This is a genomic window from Enterococcus sp. M-BR2 (assembly GCF_056612775.1).
Window position 1 is genome coordinate 1,921,499 of sequence record NZ_CM152743.1, and the last position, 24,432, is coordinate 1,945,930.

Below are 24,432 nucleotides of genomic sequence, written 5' to 3' on the forward strand. Positions count from 1 at the left end.
TGAATAAAAAAGTCACAAAGGAGGAAGCAGCTTTCGAAAAATTTCAAATAGCTGTTTTTTCACAATTCCTACGCTCGCATAACCGAAACAGGTACGAAGGGTTTAGAAATAGATTCAATCTCAGCCCAATTGGACTCCCCTTTGTGAGTTTATTTATTATTTATTTTTTGTTTCAAATAATGGACTAACTGGTTTGTTTTCATGGATACGTTTGATTGCATCTCCCATTAATCCGCCAACACTTACTTCATCGATTTTATCGATTTTACGATCTTCTGGAAGATAGATCGAGTCTGTGACAACTAGTCGCTCGATAGCTGAATCTTCTATTCTTTGTAAAGCAGGACCAGATAATACTGGATGGGTACATGAAGCATACACACTTGTTGCACCAGCTTCTTTCAAAGCATTGGCAGCCAATGTGATTGTACCTGCTGTATCGATCATATCGTCGATCAGTACACAAGTTTTACCTTTGACTTGTCCAATGATGTTCATTACTTCTGCAACATTTGCTTTTGGACGGCGTTTGTCGATGATCGCAATCGGAGATTTCAAGAATTCCGCTAATTTACGTGCTCGTGTAACGCCACCGTGGTCTGGTGAAACAACGACAACATCATCACCTTTGATTCCTTTTTCCAAGAAATAATTAGCAATAAGTGGTGCACCCATCAAATGATCGACTGGAATATCAAAGAAACCTTGGATTTGGACTGCATGAAGGTCCAAAGTCAGCATTCGTGTTGCACCGGCTTTTTGGATCATGTTTGCTACTAATTTCGCTGTGATTGGTTCCCGTGCACGTGCTTTACGATCTTGACGCGCATAACCATAATAAGGCATGACTACGTTGATTGTTTTCGCACTTGCTCGTTTCAGTGCATCAATCATAATCAGCAACTCCATCAAGTTATCATTGACTGGGCTGCTCGTTGATTGGATCACATAGACATGCGATCCACGAATACTTTCTTCAATGTTTACTTGAATTTCTCCATCACTAAATTGAGTAACAGATGATTTTCCTAACTCGACACCGACTGCTGCTGCAATTTTCTCTGCTAATGGGCGATTGGAATTTAACGCAAAAATTTTTAATCTTGGGTCAAAGTAATGTTTTGACATGGGGACCTCCACTTTCTTTTTCACAACTCTAGAATTCTACCTAATAAATAGTAGTCATATTTTTTAAATAAATCAAGTGATTTTGCAAAAGTCTTAGTTTAGATAAGGGAGTTTTTTTGCATATCCTTCTTTATTGACTTGTCTTGCTCTCGCAATTGCCAACGCATATTCTGGAATATTGTCTGTAATTGTTGACCCGGCAGCAATCGAACTGTTTTTAGCTACCTCGACAGGTCCGATGATATTCGTGCTAGAACCAATAAAGCTGTGGTCACCGACAGTCGTATGATGTTTGTTCTTTCCATCATAGTTGACGAAGACAACACCACATCCGACATTGATCTCTTCTCCCAACGTAGCATCACCAACATAAGTCAAGTGACCGACTTTCGTTCCTTTGCCGATTTGAGCATTTTTCACTTCCACAAAGTTTCCGATATGGACGTTTTCGCCAATTTCAGCTTTTGGTCGTAAATGTGCATAAGGTCCCACATCTGCATGTTTCTTGACATGGCTGCTTTCAATGACTGAGTTTTCAATGACGACGTGATCCTCAATCCTACTGTCTACGATTTTTGAATGTGCTCCGATGACACAATCAGAACCGATGACTGTATTGCCTTGGATTTGTACACCTGCTTCGATCAATGTGTCTGGACCAATCTCTACGCCTGCATCGATGTATGTCGTTGCTGAATCGACAAAGCTTACGCCATTGACCATATGCATCTGGTTGATCCGCTTTCTCATGATCTCATTTGCTTTAGCTAACGCGATTCGATCATTGACTCCCATTGATTCTTCGAAATCATCTGTTTGATAAGCAGCAACTGTATTGCCTTCTTCTTTTAAGATTTCGATGATATCGGTCAGATAGTATTCACCTTGAGCATTGTTTGTTCCGACTTTGCTTAACGCATCGAACAAAGCTTCGTTGTCAAAACAGTATGTTCCTGTATTGATTTCTTGTACAAGTGCTTCTTCTGGTGTTGCGTCTTTTTGTTCCACGATTTTTTCTACGATCCCAATATGATCACGAATGATCCGACCATATCCTGTTGGGTTTTCTGCTTGTGCCGTCAAGATTGTCGCACTTGCATTTTTTCCTTGGTGATATTCAAAAAGATTGTTCAGCGTTTCAGTAGTCAATAACGGTGTATCGCCACTGATAACTAACGTCGTTCCTTTTTTTCCTTCCAAGAAAGAAGCGGCTTGCAAAACAGCATGTCCTGTTCCCAATTGCTCCGCCTGTAACGCATATTTACTGCGCTCTCCTAGTTGTGCTTTGACTTGTTCTGCTCCGTGTCCAACGATGGTAATCACTTCATCTGGTTTCGTTTCACTGACCCGATTGATGATATGTTCTACCATAGGTTTACCAGAGACGGGATGTAAAACTTTATATAATTTTGACTTCATGCGGGTACCTTTCCCTGCCGCCAAAATAATTGCATAACGTGCGTCCAACTGCGTCACTCCTAAATATAGTTTGCTGATTTCAGTTTATCCCAGTATACCCATTTTTTCAACAAAACAAGTGATTTTCTTTCATCACGGTGTTCTTTGGATAAAAAAATAGATAGACCATAAAGGGCCTATCTATTGGGTAACCGGTGCTCTCCTGCCAGCTCCTCGGTCACAAGTCACACTACTCATAAAACAAGAAAAGCTGTTTTTTGAAATTGCTCCTTGTGTCTTAGAGTTAAACGGTAGGCTTATATCTGCGGTAATAAGCTCAACCAAACAAAAAATAGGAGGAGCTATTTTTTCGTTTTGTTTCTCTTATACTCAGGTCAGGACGCTGATTTCACAACCTCTCGATAAACGGTGTTCAAAAGCCAGTTTCTCGGTATTAAGCCAAATTTATGAAAAAATGTGGAAAGCCCTTTTCACAAAATTTTTCTTACTACTCGAAACTAAGCGGCTTTTTCACAACCTCTTATTCTGAAAAATAATTTCCCGGCACAACCGTGATGTTTTTCGTTTGAGTATCTACATCTTTGACATAAAGCAGTGACGTATAATCATCGATAGCGCGATGTCCGTTGAATTTCGATTCGGCAAATACAGTGATGCCAACAAGTTCTGATTCGAATTCTTCGATCAAGCTCTTCATTCCGTTGACTGTTCCGCCGCCTTTCATGAAATCATCCACTACAAGGACACGTGAACCACGTTTCAAGCTTCTCTTAGACAATTCCATTTTTTCAATTCTTTCAGAAGAACCGGACACATAGTTGACACTTACTGTTGACCCTTCTGTTATTTTTGAGTCTCGGCGTACAATAACGAATGGTGCATTCAGATAATAGGACACAGCTTGGGCAATAGGTACGCCTTTTGTGGCTACAGTCATTACAGCATCGATTTTTTCACCAAGGTATTTAGAAGCAATGATTCTTCCAACTTGACGCAGCAGTTCAGGTTCTCCTAACAAATCAGAGAGATAAACATATCCTCCTGGAAGCAGACGATCTTGTTCTGATAGACGTTCTGCTAGAGATTCAATATATTTTTTCGCCTCTTCATATGAAATTTCAGGGATGAACAATACACCACCTGCAGCACCTGGGATTGTTTCCAAGGTCCCATACCCTCGTTCTTTAAATGTTTTCTTGATGATTCCCAAATCTTCACTGATGGAAGATTTAGCAGATTCATAACGTTCGGCAAAGCTTGTTAAGGAAATCAATTCATGCGGGTGATTCAATAAATACTGTGTCATGTCAACCAGACGTTCACTGCGACGTACTTTCACCTATTCCAACTCCTTTTAAGAAATTTTATCGTTTTACATTATATAAGTTTTTCTTCAAAAATTCGAGCATTTTATGAAAAAATAAGAAAATAGTTCGGTATTTATTAAAATAAAAAGAAGCCTATAAAAAATTTTTCGTTTTTATCAGGCTTCTTTTCTTTATAATTTAGTTATTTTTTCTTCTGAAGGCAACCAATATTCGTTTGATGATATTGACAATCAGGAACAAAGCAATAAAGACTAATGTGATTGTTGCTCCTGGAGGTGTATCTAGATAAAACGAGCTAGTTAGTCCTGACAGCATTCCTAGAAACCCGACACAAACACTGATAGCAATCACGACATTGAAACTTTTGCCTAATCGCATACCGATTGCTGCGGGAAGAACCATGATTGCGGATATCAAAAGTGCACCGGCAATCGGGATCATCACAGCAATAGCCACACCAGTAATCACATTGAACATCATCGACATCAAATGAACGGGTAGCCCATCCACGTGGGCAGTATCTTCATCAAAAGTCAGAACATACATCGGCCGTTTGAATAAAAAGAACAATATACCGATGGCAACGAATAAGATTCCTAAAAAGATGACTTGCTCCCATGTAATGGTCACGATCGAACCAAACAGATAAGATTGGATACTTGTTGCTGAATTCCCTCCGCTCAAATTCATCAATACTAATGCTAGCGCCAAACCACCAGCCATTAAAATGGCAATGGAGATTTCTGAATAGGTTCGGTAGATCGTTCGCAGATACTCTAATATCACAGCTGCTAATACAACGACTAGCATGGTCGTAAGTGTAGGATTAAGGTTCAAAAAGAATCCTAACGCTACCCCTGCTAAAGAGACATGAGAAAGTGTATCAGCCATCAGCGATTGTCTTCTGATCACTAAAAACACACCTAGCATCGGGGCGATCCCCGCTATGAAGATAGCCGCAAGAAAAGCTCTTCTCATGAATTCATATGAAAGCAACGCCATTGAGAATCCTCCTTTCTCACCAGTCGGATCTGTCTGTCCGCATACTGTTTGATATCTTCATGATCATGAGTGATCATTAGAACTGATTTCCCATGGACATGCGCACTATGTCGGAGAAGACGATAAAATTCATTTCTGGATTCTTCATCCATTCCTGTTGTTGGTTCATCAAGAACAAATAAGTCAGGGTCAGTAGCAAAAATACGCGCTAAACTGATTCGCTGCTTTTGTCCGCCAGACAATTCACCTATTCGCCGATTTCGCATATCCCACATCCCTACAGCTTCTAAAGCACGCTGTACATGTTGATGATCTTTTTCAGAGAGACGCTTGAACCAGCGGCCTCTTGGATATCTTCCTGAACGGACTAATTCGATCACCGTACTAGGAAAACCTGCATTGAAAGATGCAACTTGTTGAGGAATATAGCCGATACTTAATTTTTTTCCTTCTTGATTTTTCTCAGCAATCTTTATCATTCCTTTTGAAGGTTTCAGTAATCCTAACGATGCTTTCACCAAGGTTGACTTGGCTGCTCCATTTTCTCCAGTTAAAATGACAAATTCACCCGCATCTACATGATAAGAGACATCTTCTAGTACAGGCTCATCATCATAATAAAAGGTCAAATCAGATATTTCGATATAACGCACCATACAACCTCCATTCTAAAACTTAATTGATACTTTCTTTTAAAGCTTCCAGATTTTTTTCCATGACAGAAATATAATTTTCGCCTGCTTTGATTTGTTCATTAGTCAAGCTTTCTAAAGGATTCAACACTTCTAGCTTCACTCCTGTTTCATTCGACAATGTCTCAGCTACCTTCGAAGAGGCATTTTCTTCAAAATAAATCACTTTGATGTTGTTTTTCTTCACAAATTCTTTTAGTTCAGCTAAGCGGCTTGGTGTGGGTTCCTGATCTGGTGAAACGCCCGAAATCGCTACTTGTTTTAAGTCGTATTGATTCGCTAAATAAGCAAAAGCAGCATGCTGAGTGACAAATGTGCGGTTTGTTGCATCTTTTAGCCCATCGGAGTATTTTTGATCCAGTGCTTCAAGCTTTTTGATATAAGCATCGGCATTCTTCGTAAAAGTTTCCTTTTTATCTGGATATTTTTCGCCTAATTCTTCAGCAATCGTTCTGACTTCTTTTATAGCTAATACCGGATCGAGCCAAACATGTGGATCGTATTCATGTGAATGACCATGCCCTTCTTCTGATTCTTCATGTTCGTCTGCTTCTTGCGATTCTAAACGGTCGATTCCTTTAGCTGCTTCGATCATCAAGGTCTGTTTGCTATCCACTGAATCCTTTAATGAATCCACGAAAAATTCCATGTCTGAACTATTATACACGAAAACATCTGCATCGGAAATTTCTGCTCTTTCTTTTGCACTTGGTTCGAAATCATGCGGCTCCGTTCCAGCAGGGATCAAAAGTTTCACGTTTCCTTCATCCCCTACGATTTCTTTTGTAAAATCATACATCGGATAAAAAGTCGTAACGATCGTCAAATCCTCTTTTTTGTCTGCTTCCTTGTTCATATTTCCACATGCTGCAAACAGTAAAGCACCTATCATTACCGTAGCTGTCAAAAGATATTTTTTCATTTATATGCTCCTTTCAATGAACAAATCGGAATTTTACGATTTATTAACGAGAACTAATGTATCAAAATAAAAAAACACAGTCAATAGAAATCCATCAATTTCTGATTTAAACATGTATATTCTTGATTAAATCGTAAAATGGATGAGTTGCTGCTCATATCTAGTCATTTCACTACAATAAAAAACTGAAGAATACCACTTTAGGATTCCTCAGTTTTTCATCACCTATTTTACTTTTTATGTTTTATTGCAGGGTTCGTACTAAATAAACTTCCTCACAAAAACCTTTTAACCCATTATATACTCTCTGCGCTCTTGAATAATGTTGACACAAGGCAAAAACGGTTGGTCCACTTCCACTCATTAATGCAGCATCTGCTCCGTACTTGATCATACGCTCTTTGATTTGATGGATGACTGGATGCCGCTTTCCCGTTATATCTTCTAAACTATTTCCCATTTTTTTGATCATCTGCTGATAATCTTGCTCTCGGATGGCTTCAACAAGTCCGTGGATGTCTTGATGTTGGATGGCTTGCGTATCTACTTCTCTAAACACTGTACGTGTAGAGACACTCATTCTTGGTTTGACCAACACAACCCAGCACTGTGGCATAGAAGGTAATACTTGGATTTCTTCCCCTTTGCCACCGACAAATGCCGTACTTCCGTAGACACAATAAGGAACATCTGTACCGACTTCCAAACCGATTTCTGCCAGTTCTTCTAACGAACAGCCCAAATTCCATAATTGGTTGATCCCTCTTAGAGCAGCTGCACAGTCTGTACTTCCTCCGCCTAATCCAGCTGCTACTGGAATATTCTTCTTAACAAAGATCTTGACACCGGTTTTGATATTGTATTTATTTTTTAACAATAAAGCAGCTTGATAAACATTGTTCCGTTCATCTACCGGTAAAAATGCTTTATTTGTTTCTACAATGATTTTGTCTTCTGTTATTTCTTCAAAAAATAGATGATCTGCCAAGTCTACGCTCGACATCACCATTTCCAACTCATGATACCCATCTTGCCGTCTATATAATACATCCAGTCCTAAATTTATCTTGGCTGGCGCTTTTTCAATCAATTCCATCCTCTCACCCATTCGAAAAGTCTAAGTCGCAAGTATTCTATCATAGGGAAAAATAAAAGTATAGCTTATGTCTGCCTAGTGGTTGATTTTGTCATCGTTTCAACAGCTTTCATAGAATTTTCTCTTCATAATCCAAATAAACTCTAGTGATTCTTATAATTCTGTGAGCACTTCTTCTGCCAAACTCGGCACATTTCCTTTTTCTTTCCCTATCAGACTGAGCAGCTGCATGGTAGCAAATCCGAAATTACTTCCTTTCCGATATGCAAAGTAGCGACCTTCCCAATGATCGACATATTTTAATTTCTTTTCATAAGCAGACTGGAAGGAATAGAAAAAATTACCATAATTATATACGATATGCATGACTTTTTCTTGAAAGAAAGAAAAATCTGTTTCTCCAACATTTGCTAAAGGGGCTAATCCTAGATTTGCTTCCAGATAGCCCATTTTCTCGTATACAATGAACAAATTAGCTAATAGATAATCCGCTAATTCTTCAGGCTCTTCAGGCAAGATTCGCAGTAAATCATACCCCGCTTGCTCCTTCGTCATCGGTTGAGCGGTGATGAAGCCCACGACTTTTTGCTCTTTACGGACAATACCGACGCCACTAGACAATACATAGGATTCATCGAATCGTCCCACAGAAAAGTATTTTTCTCGTGCACCGTGAAGCCATTTTTGTGAAACTTCATTTACAGCTTGATGTAATTCTTCTGGTAGTTGGTCATACCAAGTGAAATGGTATCCTTCTTTCATCAAACGTTGATATTCAAGTTGCTGACTCAGCCGAGACAAGTCTTCTGTCGCTAGATCAACAATTCCTGCTTCACCTACTTTCGTGAAATGAAAGCCCAATTCGTGAAGCATCACTACGTAGCTTTCTGATATCTTATAAAAAGCAAGCTGATAACCTAAACAATCTGCTCGTTTCATGAACTGATTCGTTGCTGCCTGCATCATTTTGGGATTACCAATTGGATCTCCTAAAACAAAGCATTTATTCCCTTTGATTTGATAGCCAAAAACGACTTGGTCATGGTCGTCTTTTTGGTAATAAAAATAACTGTATCCTGGCAAGCGAAGCTGATGGCTTGTAGCTGTGCCTCCATATGTTTCCAATAAACGGTCAAAACGTTCTTTTTCGTACTCACTACCAAGCGTCGTAGTATCTTCTGCTAAGTATTGATAAAGCGCCACTAAAGCTAGCAATGAGATGCCCAAACCAATGAGCCCTGAGAACCACACATCATCTGAAGGAAACAAAATAAAATGGTTACCTGTTATCCGTCCAACTAAAAAGCGTCCACTATGATAACCTGCAATTGCGTAAACAATAAACAAGAAACCGAACAAGCTAGCATCAAATAGTATAGCTCCCCAAGAATAAACGAATTTTGTTCGATAAAATTCTTTTCTAGATAACCACACAGCTAATAGAATCAAGACATATACCAATAACAATTGCCAAGATAGTGTACGTGTGATCGTATTTAAAATACCAAAAGCTAGTAAAGCAATCGTAGGCAGAAATGCCTTTTTGACTTTTACTGAAAGCGCTCGAGCAAGACCGAGCAATAAAAAGCCCACTAATAGGTTCAATGTCTGGTCTAAAAAGTTGAACGAGAACGGCAATAACACCTGAAACAGCCGACTAATTGCAGACAGATTAGTGATCGTTGACAGGAGTACCATCATGATTCCTGCAAAATATACAGCACTTACGAGCACGATATGCGCAACCTTTTGGAAAAATAATCGCGGTATATTATCTAAAAATCGATTGATTTTGACTCCTGTATGTGTGATGAACAATAGAAGTCCCGTCAAAAAAGGCAGGACATAATAAAACAACCGATAATATAACAACCAAACTACTGCTACGTCTTGCCGAACAGACAATTGACTCATTCCTAAAATCATCAAAACATCAAAAGTCCCCATTCCACCTGGGACCATTGTCAACATTCCTATCAGCGTCGCAATCATGAACATAGGATAGATCGAAAACATGGAAATATCTATTCTCATCAACTTGCCGATAGCCAGAAATACCGCAAGTGCCCCTGTCCATTGTCCAAAAGATGCCAGTAGCAGACCAAACAAGCCTTTTGGATAAAACTCAGAGAACAAGGACTTTCTCTTTAGATAAGCAAAAAAGAAAATGACTGGCGCTAAAAAACTACCGCCGAAAAGCCAGATCCAATAGCTCCGAAAAATACTTTCTGACTGAATAAAAAAGACATCAATAAATGTAAGAAACGACCATACAGACAAACCAGTCAGCATAAATAGCGCGACTTTTGAAACAGTCACTAACACCATTTTCCTATTTGTCTGCTTTCCATAAAAACTAGCCCGAAGACTGGCTCCTACCACACCACCAAAACCGGCGAGATTGTTGATCGTGTTTGTTACCCACGCAGCAAGAAGGAACTCTTTTCTTTCCATTTTTGGTTTTCCTTGTTTTTCTAAGACTCTGATCGTCACCCAATCATACAACAACATCGGAGTGACACCCAGCAGTCCAGCCAGAATCATGAGCAGAATCGTCATGTGGCTTTGTTGTCCCATCCTTTGCCAAATATCTTGCCAACTCATGCCATTAGCAATATTTGCGACTTGATTTGCCACAAAGACTAACACGGAGCCGAAAAAAATCAATTTTAAAATCAGACTATGTTCCTTTATCCATTGCAGCATCAAGTATCGTTTATTTTTCACATTTTCCCATTCCTAACTTGTATACTTTTGTGTTATACTCCAATGTTATCTTATTTATTTTAATTTTTCCACTTTAGACCTGTTCTTTGCTTGCGATCATAGAAAAAGAAAGATATCCTAATGCTAAAGGAGAGGATAACATGAAAGTAGGATTTATCGGTACAGGGAATATGGCACAAGCTATTATTGATGGTTTATTGAAAACAGGAACAGTCTCGAAAGAAGAAGTGTTCGTTTCCAGTGGTCATTTTGAAAATGCACAAACATTCGCTGCTGAAACTGGCGTCCATGCGTGCAAAAGCAACCAAGAAGTTGCATCAAAATCAGATATCGTTCTTTTAGCCGTGAAACCAAAAATCATTGAAAAAGTATTGAAAGAACTAAAAGAATACAGCCAGAAGGTCTTATTCATTTCTATTGCTTCAGGAAAATCATTAACAGATTTAGAAACAGCGCTTGAAGATCCTCAGGCCTCCATCGTACGTGTGATGCCGAATGTCAATGTCAGCGTAGGAGCAGGCGTTTCTGCGATTTGCAAAAATGAAGCTGCCACGGAGGAACAGCTTCAACAAGCCACGATAATTTTTGAAGCAATTGGTAGCGTCTATCCTTTAGCAGAAGCAGATTTCAGTACATTCATCGGCCTTGCTGGCAGCTCGCCCGCATTCATTTATATGCTGATCGATGCGATGGGACGGACTGGTGTATTAAATGGTTTGTCCAAACAGACGGCCACTGAAATTGCTGCAAAAGCAATCATGGGTTCTTGTCAAAAATTCCTTTCAAGTGATAAAAATCCATGGGAACTTGTAGACCAAGTTTCTTCTCCTGGTGGTACGACCGTTGCCGGTGTAGTTGCCCTAGAAGAAGCAGGATTCATCCCAGCAATCATCAAAGGAATCAATACGACGATCGAGAAAGATCTTGAGATGTTGAATAAAAAATAATAATAGCAATGTTTTTTCGTACCTTACAAAAAAAGAAGAGCTGCGGCTTTTGCCGCGACTCTTCTTTTGTGTTTACTCTTATTTAGCATAATCAGTTGCGCGAGTTTCCCGAATAACGATTACTTTGATATGTCCAGGATAATCCAGCTCTTCTTCGATTCGTTTACGGATATCGCGTACTAAACGAACAGCGTCCAGATCCGAGATTTCTTCTGGTTTGACCATTACCCGAACTTCGCGTCCAGCTTGAACTGCGTAACTTGATTCTACACCGGCGAAGCTGTTCGAAATATTTTCCAGACTTCTTAAACGACGGATGTAGTTTTCCAATGATTCACTTCGCGCACCAGGTCTTGCTGCTGAAAGCGCGTCTGCTGCAGCTACAAGGACAGAGATAACAGAAGTCGCTTCCACATCGCCATGGTGAGAAGCGATTGCGTTGATTACTACTGGGTTTTCTTTGTACTTGGCAGCTAATTCCGCACCGATCTCAACGTGAGATCCTTCAATCTCATGGTCAAGTGCTTTTCCAATATCATGAAGCAACCCGGCACGTTTTGCTAATTGGATATCTTCGCCAAGTTCTGCTGCTAAGATACCAGCTAATTTTGCAACTTCGACCGAATGCTTCAAGACGTTTTGTCCGTAACTAGTTCTGAATCTCAGACGTCCGATGATCTTGATTAGATCTGGATGAAGTGTATGGGCACCGACTTCAAATGCTGCTTCTTCCCCGTATTCACGAATACGTTCATCCATTTCTTTACGAGATTTCTCGACCATTTCTTCGATTCGTGCTGGATGGATTCGTCCATCTTGTATCAGTTTTTCCAAGGTCATTCGTGCGATTTCTCTTCGGATTGGATCAAATCCGGAAAGAACAACTGCTTCAGGTGTGTCATCGATGATCAAATCGATACCAGTCAGCGTCTCAAGCGTTCGAATATTACGACCTTCTCGTCCAATGATACGACCTTTCATTTCATCATTCGGAAGGGTAACGACTGAAACAGTCGTTTCTGAAACTTGATCTGCTGCGCAGCGTTGAATCGCTAATGATAATAAGTTTTTTGCTTTGCGATCTGCTTCTTCTTTGGCACGCTGTTCAGATTCTTTTACCATTAGAGTTAACTCATGATTCAGCTCTTCTTCAGTCGATTTCATGATGACATCTCGTGCGTCCTCTTTTGATAAACCAGCAATTTTTTCTAGTTCTTTTTGTTGATCTTCAATCATTTTTTCAACGTCTTTTTCTCGCTCTTCAATTAATTGCTGTTTTGAACTAAGTGCTTCTTCTTTACTTTCAAGTGAGTTCTCGCGTTTTTCTAACGAGTCATCTTTACGATTCAGCGTTTGTTCGCGTTGAATCAAACGATTCTCTTGAGATTTTAATTCTAACTTACTTTCTCTCAGCTCACTTTCAACTTCAGAACGGTATTTCTGATTTTCTTCCTTAGCTTCTAACAATGCTTCTTTTTTTAGAGTTTCTGCTTCTTTCTTTGCACTATCGATGATCCCAGCAGCTGATGATTGTGCACCAGCTATTTCTTTCTCGTGACGTGACTTTGCGACCATAAACCCTAAACCAAGACCGACAATTAAACCGATGATAGCGAGGAGAATGTTGAATACCATAAAATCCACCTCCATACTATCTTTTTCATTTTTATCATCTATACAGCTTCTATGATAAATTATTCTAAACTTGTCAATATGCATCTTCGCATATATGTGTACAAAAAACATGCACAACTTTATTCTAATGTTTGTACCCCGTAGTGTCAACTTTAAATAAACAAAGAAACGGCTTTCCGTTCATTCATTAAACGGTGGTTTTTAGAATAAATGACACTAGTTTCATATAAGTAAACCTTTAAGTTGAGAAACTTTTTCACTAAATTACTTTTTGTAGTCGAATAGATATTTTTTATTTTATGTAGCTACTCGTATGATTAAATAACTCAAGATTTCTTTGTTCTTTATTCAACGCGAATTGTAAAATTAAGTTAGAAAAATAAAAAGGCATTTATGGTACACTCAAATTGTATTTCCGACGAAAGAAAACAAAGGAGTGTAACCATAAATGACCTACAAACATCTTACCATAGACGAACTGACAATGATAGAATCATATTATCTTCAACATAATAAGCCGGTTGAAATCGCTAACCGAATGGGACGTGCTATACAAACTATTTATAATGTAGTCAATAAGTTCAAGCAAGGCAAGACTGCTCTTGATTATTGGCACCAGTATAAAGAAAATAAGAAAAAATGTGGTAGAAAAGTCATTCAATTACCTGCTCATGAAGTAGATTACATTAAAGAGAAAGTCACTCTTGGTTGGACGCCTGACGTCATTATCGGGCGAAAAGAAAGGCCTGTTTCATGCGGTATGAGAACACTTTATCGTTTATTTTCTAAAGGAATATTTGATATTGACACACTACCGATGAAAGGTAAAAGAAAACCCAATGGCCATCAGGAAAAACGGGGAAAACAACAGTATCAGCGCTCAATCCATGATCGACCTGATAATTATCCTGATTTCAATTCTGAGTTTGGTCACCTTGAAGGTGATGCGATCGTTGGCATTCATCATAAAAGTGCCGTCATTACTTTAGTTGAAAGATTATCTAAAGTCATTATCACGATTAAACCCAACGGCCGTAAGGCATTAGATATTGAAACTGCCCTTAATCAATGGTTTTCTCGCTTCCCTAAAAACTTCTTTAAATCTATTACGTTTGACTGTGGAAAAGAATTTTCTAACTGGAAAGCCATTAGTAACCAACATGATATTGATATATATTTTGCGGACCCTGGAACACCTTCTCAACGCCCATTAAACGAAAATTCTAACGGGATTCTGCGTCGTAATGGACTGCCGAAATCAATGGATTTTAGAGAAGTGAATCAGACATTTATTTCCAGTGTCAGCAATCAACGTAATCATATTCCAAGAAAATCATTGAATTACAGAACACCAATCGAAATATTTTTGAGCTATGTACAAGAAGCATTTTATTCTAGCTTAATTTGACAAATCATACAATAAAAAAACGGCAGATCAAGGAGAGTATCTACTCTTCAGACCAGCCGTTTTTGTTTATCATGATTTTTATTCTTCTAAAGGCAATTCTTCTTGTCCTTTTGTATCTTCTGGGACAGCCACTTCTTCACCAATGCCATAAGCTGCTCTAACTAGAGCAGAAACTTCTGCCATCATTTCAGGATGATTAGCCATATAGATTTTAGCATTTTCCCGTCCTTGACCAATCCGATCTTCTTTATAAGAATACCAAGCACCGCTTTTATCAACGATGTCTTTTTCTACTGCCATATCTAGAAGTTCTCCTTCTTGTGAGATCCCTAAACCATACATGACATCTACTTCAGCGATTTTGAAAGGAGGTGCTACTTTGTTTTTTACGACTTTGATCTTTGTACGGTTACCAACAATATCTGTACCTTGTTTCAATTGTTCTGCACGACGTACTTCTAAACGGATCGTTGCGTAGAATTTCAATGCGCGTCCTCCAGGAGTGATTTCTGGATTCCCAAACATTACGCCTACTTTTTCACGGATTTGGTTGATGAAAATAGCGATTGTTTTTGTTTTGTTGATCGAACCAGAGAGTTTACGCAATGCTTGAGACATCAAACGTGCTTGTAACCCGACATGTGAGTCACCCATTTCGCCGTCGATTTCTGCTCGTGGAACTAAAGCGGCAACTGAATCGACTACTACGATGTCTACAGCTCCACTTGATACTAAAGCATCAGCGATCTCCAGACCTTGTTCTCCTGTATCAGGCTGTGAAAGAAGTAGTTCATCGATATTCACACCTAATTTTTGTGCATATTGCGGATCTAACGCATGCTCAGCATCAATGAAAGCGGCCGTTCCGCCATTTTTTTGTACTTCTGCAATAGCGTGTAGCGCCACTGTTGTTTTACCTGAACTTTCAGGTCCGTATACTTCGATAATACGTCCACGGGGATAACCGCCGACACCTAAAGCGACATCTAACGCAAGAGAGCCACTTGGAATTGTAGAGATTTGTTGGTCGATTTTTTCGCCCAATTTCATAATAGAGCCTTTACCATAGCTCTTTTCAATTTTTTTCAATGCAGCATCTAAGGCTGCTTTACGATCATCTGCCAATACGATAATCCTCCTTATATTTACAAATCAGAGCAACATTTCATTATCCTTATCATATCGTTTTTAGTAATAAAAAGCAAGAAAAAACCGAACAAATATTCGCATTTATCATTTTCTTAAAAGCTGTTTTCTCAAAAGATCAAATCCTTGCATAACCGTATTATATCTGATAGCCGCACGGTCTCTGGCAAAATGATATTTTTCTGAAACCACGCCATCTTTAGATGAAATAGCGATCCATACTGTTCCTGCAGGGTGACCTTCTAATGTGTCCGGTCCAGCCACTCCGGTGAAAGCTACACTGTAATCTGTTCTTGCTATCTCACGTGCTTGAATGGCCATCTGCTCCACACATTCTTTGCTGACTGTTCCATATTCTGCTAATAGCTCCGGATCAATCTCCAGAAAACCAGCTTTTGTTTGGAGCGAGTAGGTAACAAAGCCGCCTGGAAATACTTCAGATACACCAGCAATATCGCCCAATGCGGCTTGGAAGGCACCGGCTGTCAAGCTTTCCGCCGCTGTCACAGTCTGCTTGTTTTCTTTCAGCAGTTCCACTACGACTTTTGCTAACGAATTATCATCGCCATATCCATAAAAATATTCTCCTACTCGTTCTTGAATCTTTTCTTCCAATGCTAAAAGAGCTTGATTTCCTTCCTGAACATCCTTTGTTTTTACTGTTAGACGCAATGTCACTTCATTTGGTTTGGCATAAGGAGCGATTGTTGGATTAATCTGTGTCTCGATTAGATCTTTTAGTTCAGTGACCAGTCGCGATTCACCAATCCCATAAAAGCGCAAAACTTTAGAAATCAGTTTTTCTTCAGAAGGAAAACGTTCCTCTAGTAAAGGACGTACTTGTTCCACAAACATTGGTTTCAACTCATTAGGCGGACCGGGAAGAAGGATATATGCATGTGTATCTGTTTGATAAAAAGTCCCTAAAGCAAGCCCTGTACGATTTGGTAGAGGAACCCCACCTTCGATGATTTGAGACTGTTGCAGATTGTTTTTGGTCATTTTTCGATGGGTTGTTTCAAAATATGCCAATAATTTTTTGTATCCTTCCGTATTTTGTATGAGAGACTTACCGAGGTGAGCCGCAGTTGCTTCTTTTGTCAGATCATCTTCTGTCGGCCCTAATCCGCCACATAAGAGTATGAGTTCACTTCTTGTTTCAGCTAGAGCAATCAACTCTTCTAAACGCTGCTGATTATCTCCTACGACGGTCTGATAATAAACTTCGATACCTAGATCAGCTAGCTGTTCTGACAAGAAAGTGGCATTCGTATTCACGACTTGTCCTAGTAAAAGTTCTGTTCCGACAGCTATTATTTCTGCTTTCATTACTTCCCGCTCCCTTATATAGTATACGCTGTACTTATATATTTTTTAATTTAAAAAGAGGGCAAGGCTGATCCATGGACCAGCCTCTCCCCAGTTCTTTTTTCATTATATGATCAAATTATTTTCACTTTATCAAGAACCGACGAATCTGACCATCCATAAAACAAGACCTACATTGATCCTTTGAACACGCCGCTATTTTTGATGAAGTAATCCGCACCTGAATAGATAGTAAAAATCAGACAAGCATAGAGCATGATTTGGTCTACTGGAATACTAATCAGATTGAATGGGATATTATTGATAAACAGCAAGATAATAGCAACCATTTGTGTAGCCGTCTTGACTTTTCCCGGCCAAGCAGCAGCCATGACTTCTCCATGTTCGACAAGTAGTAAACGTAAGCCTGTGACGGCTAATTCGCGGCAGACAATAATCGCGACTACCCAACCTGGGGCCTTTCCTTGGTCAACCAACATGATAAAAGCGGTCATAACTAGCATTTTATCTGCCAGTGGGTCCGCAAATTTGCCAAAGTTAGTGACAAGACCTCGTGCACGGGCAATTTTTCCGTCTAACCAGTCTGTGATGCTGGCTAATGCAAAAATAACTGCGCCTACTAGCTGCGTGACAGCCAGTGTGGTGTCCCCTACGTTAAGTTGTCCCCAATCTAACGGTAATCCTACAACCAAAATGAAAATCGGGATCATACAAATTCTAAGTACAGTTAATTTATTTGGTAAATTCACATTATCGACTCCTTTCTTCCCTATTCTACGTGACTATCCGCGAAGTTTCCACCGATATTATTTACTTTTCCAAACGAATTTATTCAACGGAGCATTTTTATTGAAACTGATCTTTTGAAAATAATGAAGAAGGACCGCGACACAGATTTGTCACGATCCTTCTTTTTTATGCCACAAGTAAATAGATGAATAAACTCATTTGTACGATCACTCTGCGTATTGGAGAGTCAGGTTCACATTTTTAGGACTCTGATTGTTTTCCCCTGGATTAACTGGTACGGATTCTCCATTCGCTTTGATCGTCGCATTGCTTGCTGCACCGATCGTAATGGTCGCATTGGCCGCTGTTTCCGGTAACACGGTACTTTGTGTTTCATTTGCTGCCAGTGTTCCTTGATAAACATAAGCATTGTCTACTAGTACACCGATCCACACACGATTAACAGCGGTAAACTCAAGAGTGACAGGCTTGGTAGCATCTGTAATATTTACTGCGATGGCACTGCCGGAATCCTCTCCTGCAGCTATTGCCATTTTCTTTTCTTCACTTGATTCTGTTGTTGACTCTACTGTAGAAGACTCTTGGGTCTGCGTGCTTTGCTCTGAGGAAGAGGACTCCTCAACTGATCCTTCTACTTTGAGCGAAGAAGCTGTATCGCCGATTATTGGATCAGCTTGACGATCTTGCCAAGTCATATAGCCTACGACAACGACGATTGCCAAAGCGACCAATCCTAATAAAATGACAGGAAGACTTGTCCAAAAACGACTTGGATGCGATTCTTCTTGATGTATTGCTTTTCTGGAAGTACTTACTGTTTCAGGATGCGGACGTTCAGGGACCGATCCTGTCAATTTGCTTTTTCCATCAAAAACATCGACTAAATGGTCTCCATCTTCTCCTACAGCTTCAGCGTATTGCCTAATAAACGCCCGTACGTAAAACTTACCAGGCAATTGATCAAAATCATCATTGTCGATTGCTTCCAAATAACGTTTTTGAATTTTTGTAATCTGCTGTAATTCATCTAAAGATATCTTTTTATTCAGGCGTGCTTGCCGTAATTTTTCTCCGATGGTTTCAAAAGCCACTCGTTCATCTTCTCCAGTCTGTTTGATTCTCCGAAGCATCTGCTGTTGCAACGAAAGACGTTATGTTTGGGGCTGTGACAAAAGTCATGTCACAGCTCCTTTTTCCGTATAAACGGCGTTCCAGAAGTAGCTTCTTCGGCAATAAGCCGAAATTTCACAAAAATTTGAGAAGCAATTTTCGTCAATTCCTTCTTATTTCTTGAAGCTGACCACTTCTGTCACAGCCTCTTTGATTACTTCGTTTAATTTTATTTTAATATAAGTTGATTAAAAGAGAGCATGATTTGTTTTATTTTCTCATTAATATTTCCAACACATCTAAGAATACCATAAAAGCTGGTTTTGGAGGAGGTTCTTGCTACAAGTCTAAAACGAAATTTAAGACTTTTCTCCATAAAACACTGGTTTATTTTGGTCTCATATAAAACTCACTGAAGGCCTCTTCACTTATAAATGCTTCTCCAGCTGCCAGTACGTCTTTCATTTGGATCGAATCGATGATTTCAGGAAGATCAAATAATGTTCGATCACCAAATAAACTTTGCGTAAATTGATTAGCAATATATTCGATTGAATTCAATGATTGGAAATACTGTCCAAGCATTTTCTTCTTCAGCAAATCGAGATTCATTTCTGACACTTCAGGATCATCAGCGAATCCAAGAATGATTTCTTTGATTTTTTCTGCTGCTTTCTCTGGTTCATCCGTATCTCCGCTGAAGTCCGCAAAGTGAAATTCACGATCCAAGCTGAATTCAAAACCAAAGCTGTCATCGATAATTCCTTGATTGTACATAGCTAAATAGTTTCGAGAAGTATTACCTAAAATCATTTGGAACAACAGATTAATAGCTGTTTTATAACGTAGTAGTTCTGTTCCTTCTTGCGGCAATGTGTCTAATCCTTTAATACCAAGTACAAATTTATTTCGTGTAATGGCTGCTTCCAATGCACTTTGTTTGATGATTTCTTTTGTGTTTTCTGGGAAATAACGTACAATTTCTTGCTTTGGCGGGAAATTTTTTTCTTCTTGGTTTTCCCGAATAAGTTTCATCAATTTCTCAGGCTCCATCTTACCAACTACAAATAAAACCATATTGCTTGGCTGATAAAACGTCCGATAGCACGTATACAAATCTTGAGCTGTGATTTTGTCGATACTTTCAACCGTGCCCGCAATATCGATATGCAACGGGTGTGTAGGATACAAGTTATTTAGGATACCAAAAAACATCCGCCAGTTAGGGTCGTCTTCATACATTTGGATTTCCTGACCAATGATTCCTTTCTCCTTGTTTACAGTTTCTTCTGTAAAGTAAGGTGCTTGTACAAAGTCGATCAGGGTCGTCAGATTCTTTTCTACCTGATCAGTCGTAGAGAACAGGTAACTAGTTTTCGTGAAACTCGTGAAAGCATTAGCGGAAGCACCTTGCTGTCCAAATAATTGAAAGACATCACCGTCTTCTTTTTCAAACAGCTTGTGTTCTAAGAAATGAGCGATGCCATCTGGGACTTTCACTTTTTCTTTTTCACCATAAGGAATAAATTCGTTATCGATCGAACCATAATTCGTACTGAACAAACCATATGTCTTGTGATAGTCGTTTTTAGGTAACAAATACACGGTCAAACCGTTTGGCAGTACTTCATGATAAAGCGTTTCATTGATTTGCTCATATTCTGTTTTATTCATTTGCATTTCCTCCTGCTAAAAAGAAGATTGCTTGCAATTCGATTTGCTCAGCTACTTGTTGTATCTCTTTGATCGTTACACTCTCCATACGTTTCAACCATTCTTCATCAGATAATTTTGTTTCCGGCAGCCAGCTGTCCAAAAAAGAAGCTTCGATTGCCGCTTGCGGAGAGTCTAGAGAAAGCAGGTATTGGTTTCTTAGCATCGCTTTTGTCTGAGCTAGTTCCAAATCTGTTATTTCACCGTTTCGCAAACTTTCTAATTGCTCGTGAATCAGGCGAAGTACTTGATTTCGGTTTTTTTCGTCGATACCAGTCTGGACACTCATGAACCCTCGGAATGTATCCACGCTGCTAGAGGCATAATAAGCTAGACTTTCTTTCTCTCTCACATTCATGAACAGTTTGGAGTGAGGAAACCCGCCAAATAAACCGTTGAAGACCATTAGCGCAAAACGTTCTGGCTCATCATAATACACATTTGTCTGATAAGCTAGATTCAGCTTTGCTTGAACGATTGGCTCACGGACTTGTCGTTCCTTGACGATATTCACTTGAGGCTGAGTATAAAACAATTCTGGATGAGCTGTTTCACGCGGCTCAAATGGTAATTGCCCAACAGCTTCGGCTGCTTTGTCCGGATCAACATCGCCGACAACAAAAATGTCAATTTGATCGTTCGCCATCATTTCTTGATAGTAAGCCGCTAGTGAGCGAGCAGTGATTTTGTCTAGTTCTTCCACTACGCCTAAACTTGGGATTTTTTGTTCCGGGCTGTTTTCAAAATAAAGTTCTTGCAGTGCATAGGAAGCAAAAGTTTGTTTATCTTCCTTCAAACTTTCCAAATAGAGACGCAGATTGTTCTTTTCCAAGTCAAACGTCAACTGATCAAACTGTTGATTTTTGATATTTGGATAAAATAAAACCTCTTTTAAAAAATCCACCGCTTGAGAGAAAAGGTTAGGATCATTGACATATTCGCCGTTCACAAAGCTGATTCCTGCGTTTAGCCAATGCAAGTTCCCTTTTTTTCTTACTGATAGTCCGAAGCTTGCACCATAAAGCTCAGCAAGTTTCGCACTTAACTTTGTCTGATCCGGATAATTCAAACTATTTGTTTCCAACATACTGCTGAGTAGTGAACGTTTTGTAATGACTTCTTGTTGCAGACGTGCCGTAAAACGGATAAAAATCCGAATCGTTTTGTATTGTTTTGTTGGTAAGACATGAAGATTCACGCCTTCTGCCAATTGATACACCATATTTATATGCTCCTTTTCATAGATGATTGCCCCTTACTCTTTTAGTAGGACAATCAGCCTTTTTTACTTATGCATCTGCTTGAAATATATATAAGTTCAGACAATTCGCCGATTTTTCTAAATGATGTTACACTTTATAGTATAGCATAGAAGTTTTTTATCAAAAGGGACAGACAGCTAAAAGCGTATATCGTTTTTTTATTTTTTATTTTTCGATATACTAAAGACATACAAAAGAAGGGAGGGTCATTCATGATAAAAGAATTCAGAGAGTTCATCATGCGTGGAGATGTCTTGGATCTTGCTGTCGGTGTTGTTATCGGGAGTGCGTTTACAAGTATCGTAAACCAAGTGGTGCAAGGATTAATCACTCCGCTAATTGGTTGGATTGTCGCTATGATCACAGGAACTTCTGATTTAGAAGGAGCACTTTCAATTCTTGACTGGTCGCCGACAAAAGGTGTCACATTTGCGTTTGGTAACGTTATTAGTGCTATCATTACATTCCTGATTACTGGTTTTGTCTTATTCTTAGTTGTCAAAGCGGCAAACCGTGCGAAGAATTTACGCGCCAAAGAAGCAGAAGAAGAAGTGGAAGAAGCACCTACTGCAGAAGATTATCTTAGTGACATACGCGATCTTCTTGCCAAACAAGTGGCAAAAGACAATACGCATCCGGTAGAGCAAACAAATCTTTCAGATACTTCTAAATAATGAAGAATCTAAAAAAAGAAAGCCGATTTTCAGTGTCGGCTTTCTTTTTTTAGATTCTTAACTTGTTACCTGTTCTTTTTTCATGTCGATATGCGGAATATCATCTTCCAAATACACATCTGAGGTTGCCTTGAATCCAAAAGACTCATAAAAGGCCTGTAGATATTCTTGTGCACCGATCACAATTGGTTTTTCTGGAAATTTTTTCTGGATCATGTTGATCGTTTCTTGGACAATCTTTCTTCCTAAGCCGTCTTTACGGTTATTTTGATGAACAAGAACGCGACCAAAATGGATGCTGTCTGCTTCTTCATATACTCGCGTGTAGGCAAGGATCTTCCCATCAGTATCTTGGAAATACGTATGCCAAGCTTGTCCATCGATATCATCAACTTCTTGATAAGGGCACTGTTGCTCCACAACAAAGACTGCAATCCGTTCTTTGACGATTGCATAAAACTCTGCTGTCGACAATTCTTCAAATTTCTTTACCTGATATTCCACTAAGTAAACGCCTCCTACTTTTTTATTATTAGCATACCGATTCATACACAAAAAAGCAAACGAACCTTACGAATCTCAGGCTCGTTTGCTTTTTAAACTGCTTCAGTTAAAAATTCGATCTCAACTGTTCGAGTAAGTACATCTGAATAGCTGTAAGATACTCGTTCAAAAGAATTTTCTTCAGGATCCAAGTCAACAACGAATACTGAAGGATAGGTTTCTGTTAAAACGCCGCGGCGTTCTGTTTGACGCTTTCTTCCTGTCTGAGCAACCAACATGATTGGGCTGCCGATACGACCTTCTAAATCTTTCTTGATTGAAGCTAAAGTTGTTGGCATACAGTTCACCTCTACTACCAACTATACCACATATTTTTAAAATTTTCAAGTTTACCATAAAAAAAAAAGAAATGCAATAAAAATAAATAAGAAGCTCATTAAGATTTTTCTAAATTATTCCTCATTATAAAATTTCAAGTGTTTTTTTATTTTGAGTTTTACCCTTCCATATGCACTCATCACTTGCTTGTGATCCATTGACAACCATTCAGCCATCTCCGCAAAATCAACCCCTTGCATGTAATAATGAAAAATTTGTGCTTCTTTTTTTGAAAATCGGATCTCGCAATTTTCGATTGCTTCTTTTAACAAAAGATGCTGAATCGCTAAAGGTTCCTGCAAGGTAATCTCTGCTAAAAAATCTGGTCCTTCTGTCTCTATTTTTTGGTCGATCGAGACTTCATCTTTTTGGTCACGGCGCTTCAGCGCGTTCTGTTTTCTCAATAAAGAATAAATTTGATTGCTTATAATACTTTTATAATAACTTCCAAAGCTAACTCCTTTGCTTTTTTCGTAAGTTCTCAATGCCTGATATAAAGCGATCCTCGCTTCTTGTTCCCAATCCTCAGTAACATAATTTCTTAAATAATAAGTGTTTTTCAAACGTAGTAAGAGTGGAAAATATTTTTGATACAGGGCAGCAAATGCTTCTTCGTCACCATTACGTGCAGCGCGCAATAACTCCTCAGACATAAAATAATTCCTCCATAAATTCGTTTATGGAGGAATCTTATCATCAATGATTCATCGAACTGATTAGAACGATATGTTATTTATTTTTTCTCATTAAATCGTCCAATTTTTGGGACAATTTTTTTAACTGCTCTTCATTCCACGGAGAATTACGTCGGAAATCAACAAAATGCATATCTTTATTTTCTTGGGCTATTGTTTTTTCCGTTTTTTTAATCGTTTTATATAATTCATAAGCAGAAGTCCGCAACGCCCCCTGAGAAAAAATCATCCACTGTTCTGCTAGATCGCTTGTCGCCACTGTTACTTGTGTCAAACGATCATTCAGCTGCCCAGCGATTCTTTCGATATAACTGTCAGCCGTTTCATCTTCTTTCGTAAAAACAACATCCAACTGATATTTCCTATAATTTTGTTGGATGCCCGGTACTAATTGAGCATCGAAGACAACGATGACTTCCAGTCCTTCATATTTCGCATAATTTGATAAACGATGCAAAAGAGCTTCTCTTGCATCTGCCATTTTGTCCTGCTTTTTAAGCTGGACCAGTTCCGGCCACGAACCGATCATGTTGTAGCCATCTACAATCAACAGCTGTTTTTTCATGA

The 24,432-nt window shown here is 39.1% G+C and carries 22 protein-coding genes and 1 riboswitch; of the genes, 3 read left to right on the top strand and 19 right to left on the bottom strand.

What is annotated here, in order from left to right:
* Positions 1-48: 48 nt before the first annotated feature.
* Positions 49-151: riboswitch (TPP riboswitch) on the bottom strand.
* 5 nt (positions 152-156) lie between these two features.
* The 8 genes from AC1F25_RS09370 to mprF all read right to left on the bottom strand — a co-directional run bounded on the left by AC1F25_RS09370 (position 157) and on the right by mprF (position 10,314).
* Entirely contained in the window at positions 157-1,128 is a 972-nt protein-coding gene (locus AC1F25_RS09370; protein WP_002287347.1) for a ribose-phosphate diphosphokinase, read from the bottom strand.
* A 93-nt stretch (positions 1,129-1,221) separates the two neighbouring features.
* On the bottom strand, positions 1,222-2,595 hold the full coding sequence (gene glmU, locus AC1F25_RS09375; protein WP_002298200.1) for a bifunctional UDP-N-acetylglucosamine diphosphorylase/glucosamine-1-phosphate N-acetyltransferase GlmU: 1,374 nt from the start codon (positions 2,593-2,595) through the stop codon (positions 1,222-1,224).
* Between the two features lie 472 nt (positions 2,596-3,067).
* Positions 3,068-3,886: a pur operon repressor gene (purR, locus tag AC1F25_RS09380; protein WP_002287345.1), complete on the bottom strand. Its 819-nt coding sequence runs from the start codon at positions 3,884-3,886 to the stop codon at positions 3,068-3,070.
* A gap of 166 nt (positions 3,887-4,052) precedes the next feature.
* Positions 4,053-4,877, bottom strand: a complete 825-nt coding sequence (locus tag AC1F25_RS09385; protein WP_002287344.1) for a metal ABC transporter permease — start codon at positions 4,875-4,877, stop codon at positions 4,053-4,055.
* Positions 4,850-5,530 (bottom strand): metal ABC transporter ATP-binding protein, encoded by a 681-nt coding sequence (locus AC1F25_RS09390; RefSeq protein WP_002287343.1) that lies wholly within the window; start codon positions 5,528-5,530, stop codon positions 4,850-4,852. The genes AC1F25_RS09385 and AC1F25_RS09390 overlap by 28 nt, the downstream gene beginning before the upstream one ends.
* Positions 5,531-5,552: 22 nt before the next feature.
* On the bottom strand, positions 5,553-6,491 hold the full coding sequence (locus AC1F25_RS09395) for a metal ABC transporter substrate-binding protein (RefSeq protein WP_002307714.1): 939 nt from the start codon (positions 6,489-6,491) through the stop codon (positions 5,553-5,555).
* Positions 6,492-6,735: 244 nt separating this feature from the next.
* Positions 6,736-7,587, bottom strand: a complete 852-nt coding sequence (ispE, locus tag AC1F25_RS09400) for a 4-(cytidine 5'-diphospho)-2-C-methyl-D-erythritol kinase (protein WP_002307715.1) — start codon at positions 7,585-7,587, stop codon at positions 6,736-6,738.
* 153 nt (positions 7,588-7,740) lie between these two features.
* Positions 7,741-10,314, bottom strand: a complete 2,574-nt coding sequence (mprF, locus tag AC1F25_RS09405; protein WP_065772551.1) for a bifunctional lysylphosphatidylglycerol flippase/synthetase MprF — start codon at positions 10,312-10,314, stop codon at positions 7,741-7,743.
* A gap of 140 nt (positions 10,315-10,454) precedes the next feature.
* Here mprF and proC point away from each other — a divergent pair, with 140 nt between their 5' ends.
* The gene (gene proC, locus AC1F25_RS09410; protein ID WP_002310439.1) at positions 10,455-11,261 is read left to right on the top strand and encodes a pyrroline-5-carboxylate reductase; all 807 of its coding nucleotides are present in this window, start codon (positions 10,455-10,457) and stop codon (positions 11,259-11,261) included.
* A 78-nt stretch (positions 11,262-11,339) separates the two neighbouring features.
* Here the strand turns inward: proC and rny are convergent, their stop codons facing one another.
* A complete protein-coding gene (gene rny / locus AC1F25_RS09415) occupies positions 11,340-12,896 on the bottom strand; it encodes a ribonuclease Y (protein ID WP_002287336.1) in 1,557 nt (518 codons plus the stop codon).
* A gap of 448 nt (positions 12,897-13,344) precedes the next feature.
* Here rny and AC1F25_RS09420 point away from each other — a divergent pair, with 448 nt between their 5' ends.
* Positions 13,345-14,304, top strand: a complete 960-nt coding sequence (locus AC1F25_RS09420; RefSeq protein ID WP_479994067.1) for an IS30-like element IS6770 family transposase — start codon at positions 13,345-13,347, stop codon at positions 14,302-14,304.
* A gap of 78 nt (positions 14,305-14,382) precedes the next feature.
* On the opposite strand, the gene recA is transcribed toward AC1F25_RS09420, so the two are convergent.
* The 6 genes from recA to yfmF form a co-directional block, all read right to left on the bottom strand.
* The gene (gene recA, locus AC1F25_RS09425; RefSeq protein ID WP_002310440.1) at positions 14,383-15,429 is read right to left on the bottom strand and encodes a recombinase RecA; all 1,047 of its coding nucleotides are present in this window, start codon (positions 15,427-15,429) and stop codon (positions 14,383-14,385) included.
* Between the two features lie 108 nt (positions 15,430-15,537).
* Positions 15,538-16,779 carry a competence/damage-inducible protein A gene (locus AC1F25_RS09430; RefSeq protein ID WP_479994068.1) on the bottom strand — a complete coding sequence of 414 codons (1,242 nt, stop codon included), beginning with the start codon at positions 16,777-16,779 and terminating at the stop codon, positions 15,538-15,540.
* Positions 16,780-16,949: 170 nt separating this feature from the next.
* Positions 16,950-17,528, bottom strand: coding sequence for a CDP-diacylglycerol--glycerol-3-phosphate 3-phosphatidyltransferase (gene pgsA / locus AC1F25_RS09435; protein ID WP_002310442.1), 579 nt, complete (start codon positions 17,526-17,528; stop codon positions 16,950-16,952).
* Between the two features lie 207 nt (positions 17,529-17,735).
* Entirely contained in the window at positions 17,736-18,659 is a 924-nt protein-coding gene (locus AC1F25_RS09440) for a RodZ domain-containing protein (RefSeq protein ID WP_479994069.1), read from the bottom strand.
* A gap of 367 nt (positions 18,660-19,026) precedes the next feature.
* Positions 19,027-20,313, bottom strand: coding sequence for an EF-P 5-aminopentanol modification-associated protein YfmH (gene yfmH, locus AC1F25_RS09445; RefSeq protein WP_123830620.1), 1,287 nt, complete (start codon positions 20,311-20,313; stop codon positions 19,027-19,029).
* Positions 20,306-21,574 (bottom strand): EF-P 5-aminopentanol modification-associated protein YfmF, encoded by a 1,269-nt coding sequence (yfmF, locus tag AC1F25_RS09450; RefSeq protein ID WP_002310447.1) that lies wholly within the window; start codon positions 21,572-21,574, stop codon positions 20,306-20,308. The genes yfmH and yfmF overlap by 8 nt, the downstream gene beginning before the upstream one ends.
* Positions 21,575-21,826: 252 nt before the next feature.
* On the opposite strand from yfmF, the gene mscL reads away from it, so the two are divergent.
* On the top strand, positions 21,827-22,288 hold the full coding sequence (mscL, locus tag AC1F25_RS09455) for a large conductance mechanosensitive channel protein MscL (RefSeq protein ID WP_002314325.1): 462 nt from the start codon (positions 21,827-21,829) through the stop codon (positions 22,286-22,288).
* A 57-nt stretch (positions 22,289-22,345) separates the two neighbouring features.
* Here mscL and AC1F25_RS09460 read toward each other — a convergent pair whose 3' ends face one another.
* The 4 genes from AC1F25_RS09460 to AC1F25_RS09475 all read right to left on the bottom strand — a co-directional run bounded on the left by AC1F25_RS09460 (position 22,346) and on the right by AC1F25_RS09475 (position 24,430).
* Positions 22,346-22,792: a GNAT family N-acetyltransferase gene (locus tag AC1F25_RS09460; RefSeq protein ID WP_002314324.1), complete on the bottom strand. Its 447-nt coding sequence runs from the start codon at positions 22,790-22,792 to the stop codon at positions 22,346-22,348.
* A gap of 92 nt (positions 22,793-22,884) precedes the next feature.
* Positions 22,885-23,130 carry a Veg family protein gene (locus tag AC1F25_RS09465; RefSeq protein ID WP_002287434.1) on the bottom strand — a complete coding sequence of 82 codons (246 nt, stop codon included), beginning with the start codon at positions 23,128-23,130 and terminating at the stop codon, positions 22,885-22,887.
* Positions 23,131-23,244: 114 nt separating this feature from the next.
* The gene (locus tag AC1F25_RS09470) at positions 23,245-23,823 is read right to left on the bottom strand and encodes a sigma-70 family RNA polymerase sigma factor (RefSeq protein ID WP_002310450.1); all 579 of its coding nucleotides are present in this window, start codon (positions 23,821-23,823) and stop codon (positions 23,245-23,247) included.
* Between the two features lie 76 nt (positions 23,824-23,899).
* Positions 23,900-24,430: an NYN domain-containing protein gene (locus tag AC1F25_RS09475; protein ID WP_002293089.1), complete on the bottom strand. Its 531-nt coding sequence runs from the start codon at positions 24,428-24,430 to the stop codon at positions 23,900-23,902.
* Between the last annotated feature and the right edge of the window lie 2 nt (positions 24,431-24,432).

Excerpts from the sequence above, each read along its gene's own strand:
- AC1F25_RS09370 (WP_002287347.1), bottom strand. The coding sequence starts at position 1,128 with ATGTCAAAACATTACTTTGACCCAAGATTAAAAATTTTTGCGTTAAAT.
- AC1F25_RS09385 (WP_002287344.1), bottom strand. The coding sequence starts at position 4,877 with ATGGCGTTGCTTTCATATGAATTCATGAGAAGAGCTTTTCTTGCGGCT.
- AC1F25_RS09395 (WP_002307714.1), bottom strand. The coding sequence starts at position 6,491 with ATGAAAAAATATCTTTTGACAGCTACGGTAATGATAGGTGCTTTACTG.
- ispE (WP_002307715.1), bottom strand. The coding sequence starts at position 7,587 with ATGGAATTGATTGAAAAAGCGCCAGCCAAGATAAATTTAGGACTGGAT.
- proC (WP_002310439.1), top strand. The coding sequence starts at position 10,455 with ATGAAAGTAGGATTTATCGGTACAGGGAATATGGCACAAGCTATTATT.
- rny (WP_002287336.1), bottom strand. The coding sequence starts at position 12,896 with ATGGTATTCAACATTCTCCTCGCTATCATCGGTTTAATTGTCGGTCTT.
- AC1F25_RS09420 (WP_479994067.1), top strand. The coding sequence starts at position 13,345 with ATGACCTACAAACATCTTACCATAGACGAACTGACAATGATAGAATCA.
- AC1F25_RS09430 (WP_479994068.1), bottom strand. The coding sequence starts at position 16,779 with ATGAAAGCAGAAATAATAGCTGTCGGAACAGAACTTTTACTAGGACAA.
- AC1F25_RS09440 (WP_479994069.1), bottom strand. The coding sequence starts at position 18,659 with ATGCTTCGGAGAATCAAACAGACTGGAGAAGATGAACGAGTGGCTTTT.
- yfmH (WP_123830620.1), bottom strand. The coding sequence starts at position 20,313 with ATGAATAAAACAGAATATGAGCAAATCAATGAAACGCTTTATCATGAA.
- yfmF (WP_002310447.1), bottom strand. The coding sequence starts at position 21,574 with ATGGTGTATCAATTGGCAGAAGGCGTGAATCTTCATGTCTTACCAACA.
- mscL (WP_002314325.1), top strand. The coding sequence starts at position 21,827 with ATGATAAAAGAATTCAGAGAGTTCATCATGCGTGGAGATGTCTTGGAT.
- AC1F25_RS09465 (WP_002287434.1), bottom strand. The coding sequence starts at position 23,130 with ATGCCAACAACTTTAGCTTCAATCAAGAAAGATTTAGAAGGTCGTATC.
- AC1F25_RS09470 (WP_002310450.1), bottom strand. The coding sequence starts at position 23,823 with ATGTCTGAGGAGTTATTGCGCGCTGCACGTAATGGTGACGAAGAAGCA.
- AC1F25_RS09475 (WP_002293089.1), bottom strand. The coding sequence starts at position 24,430 with ATGAAAAAACAGCTGTTGATTGTAGATGGCTACAACATGATCGGTTCG.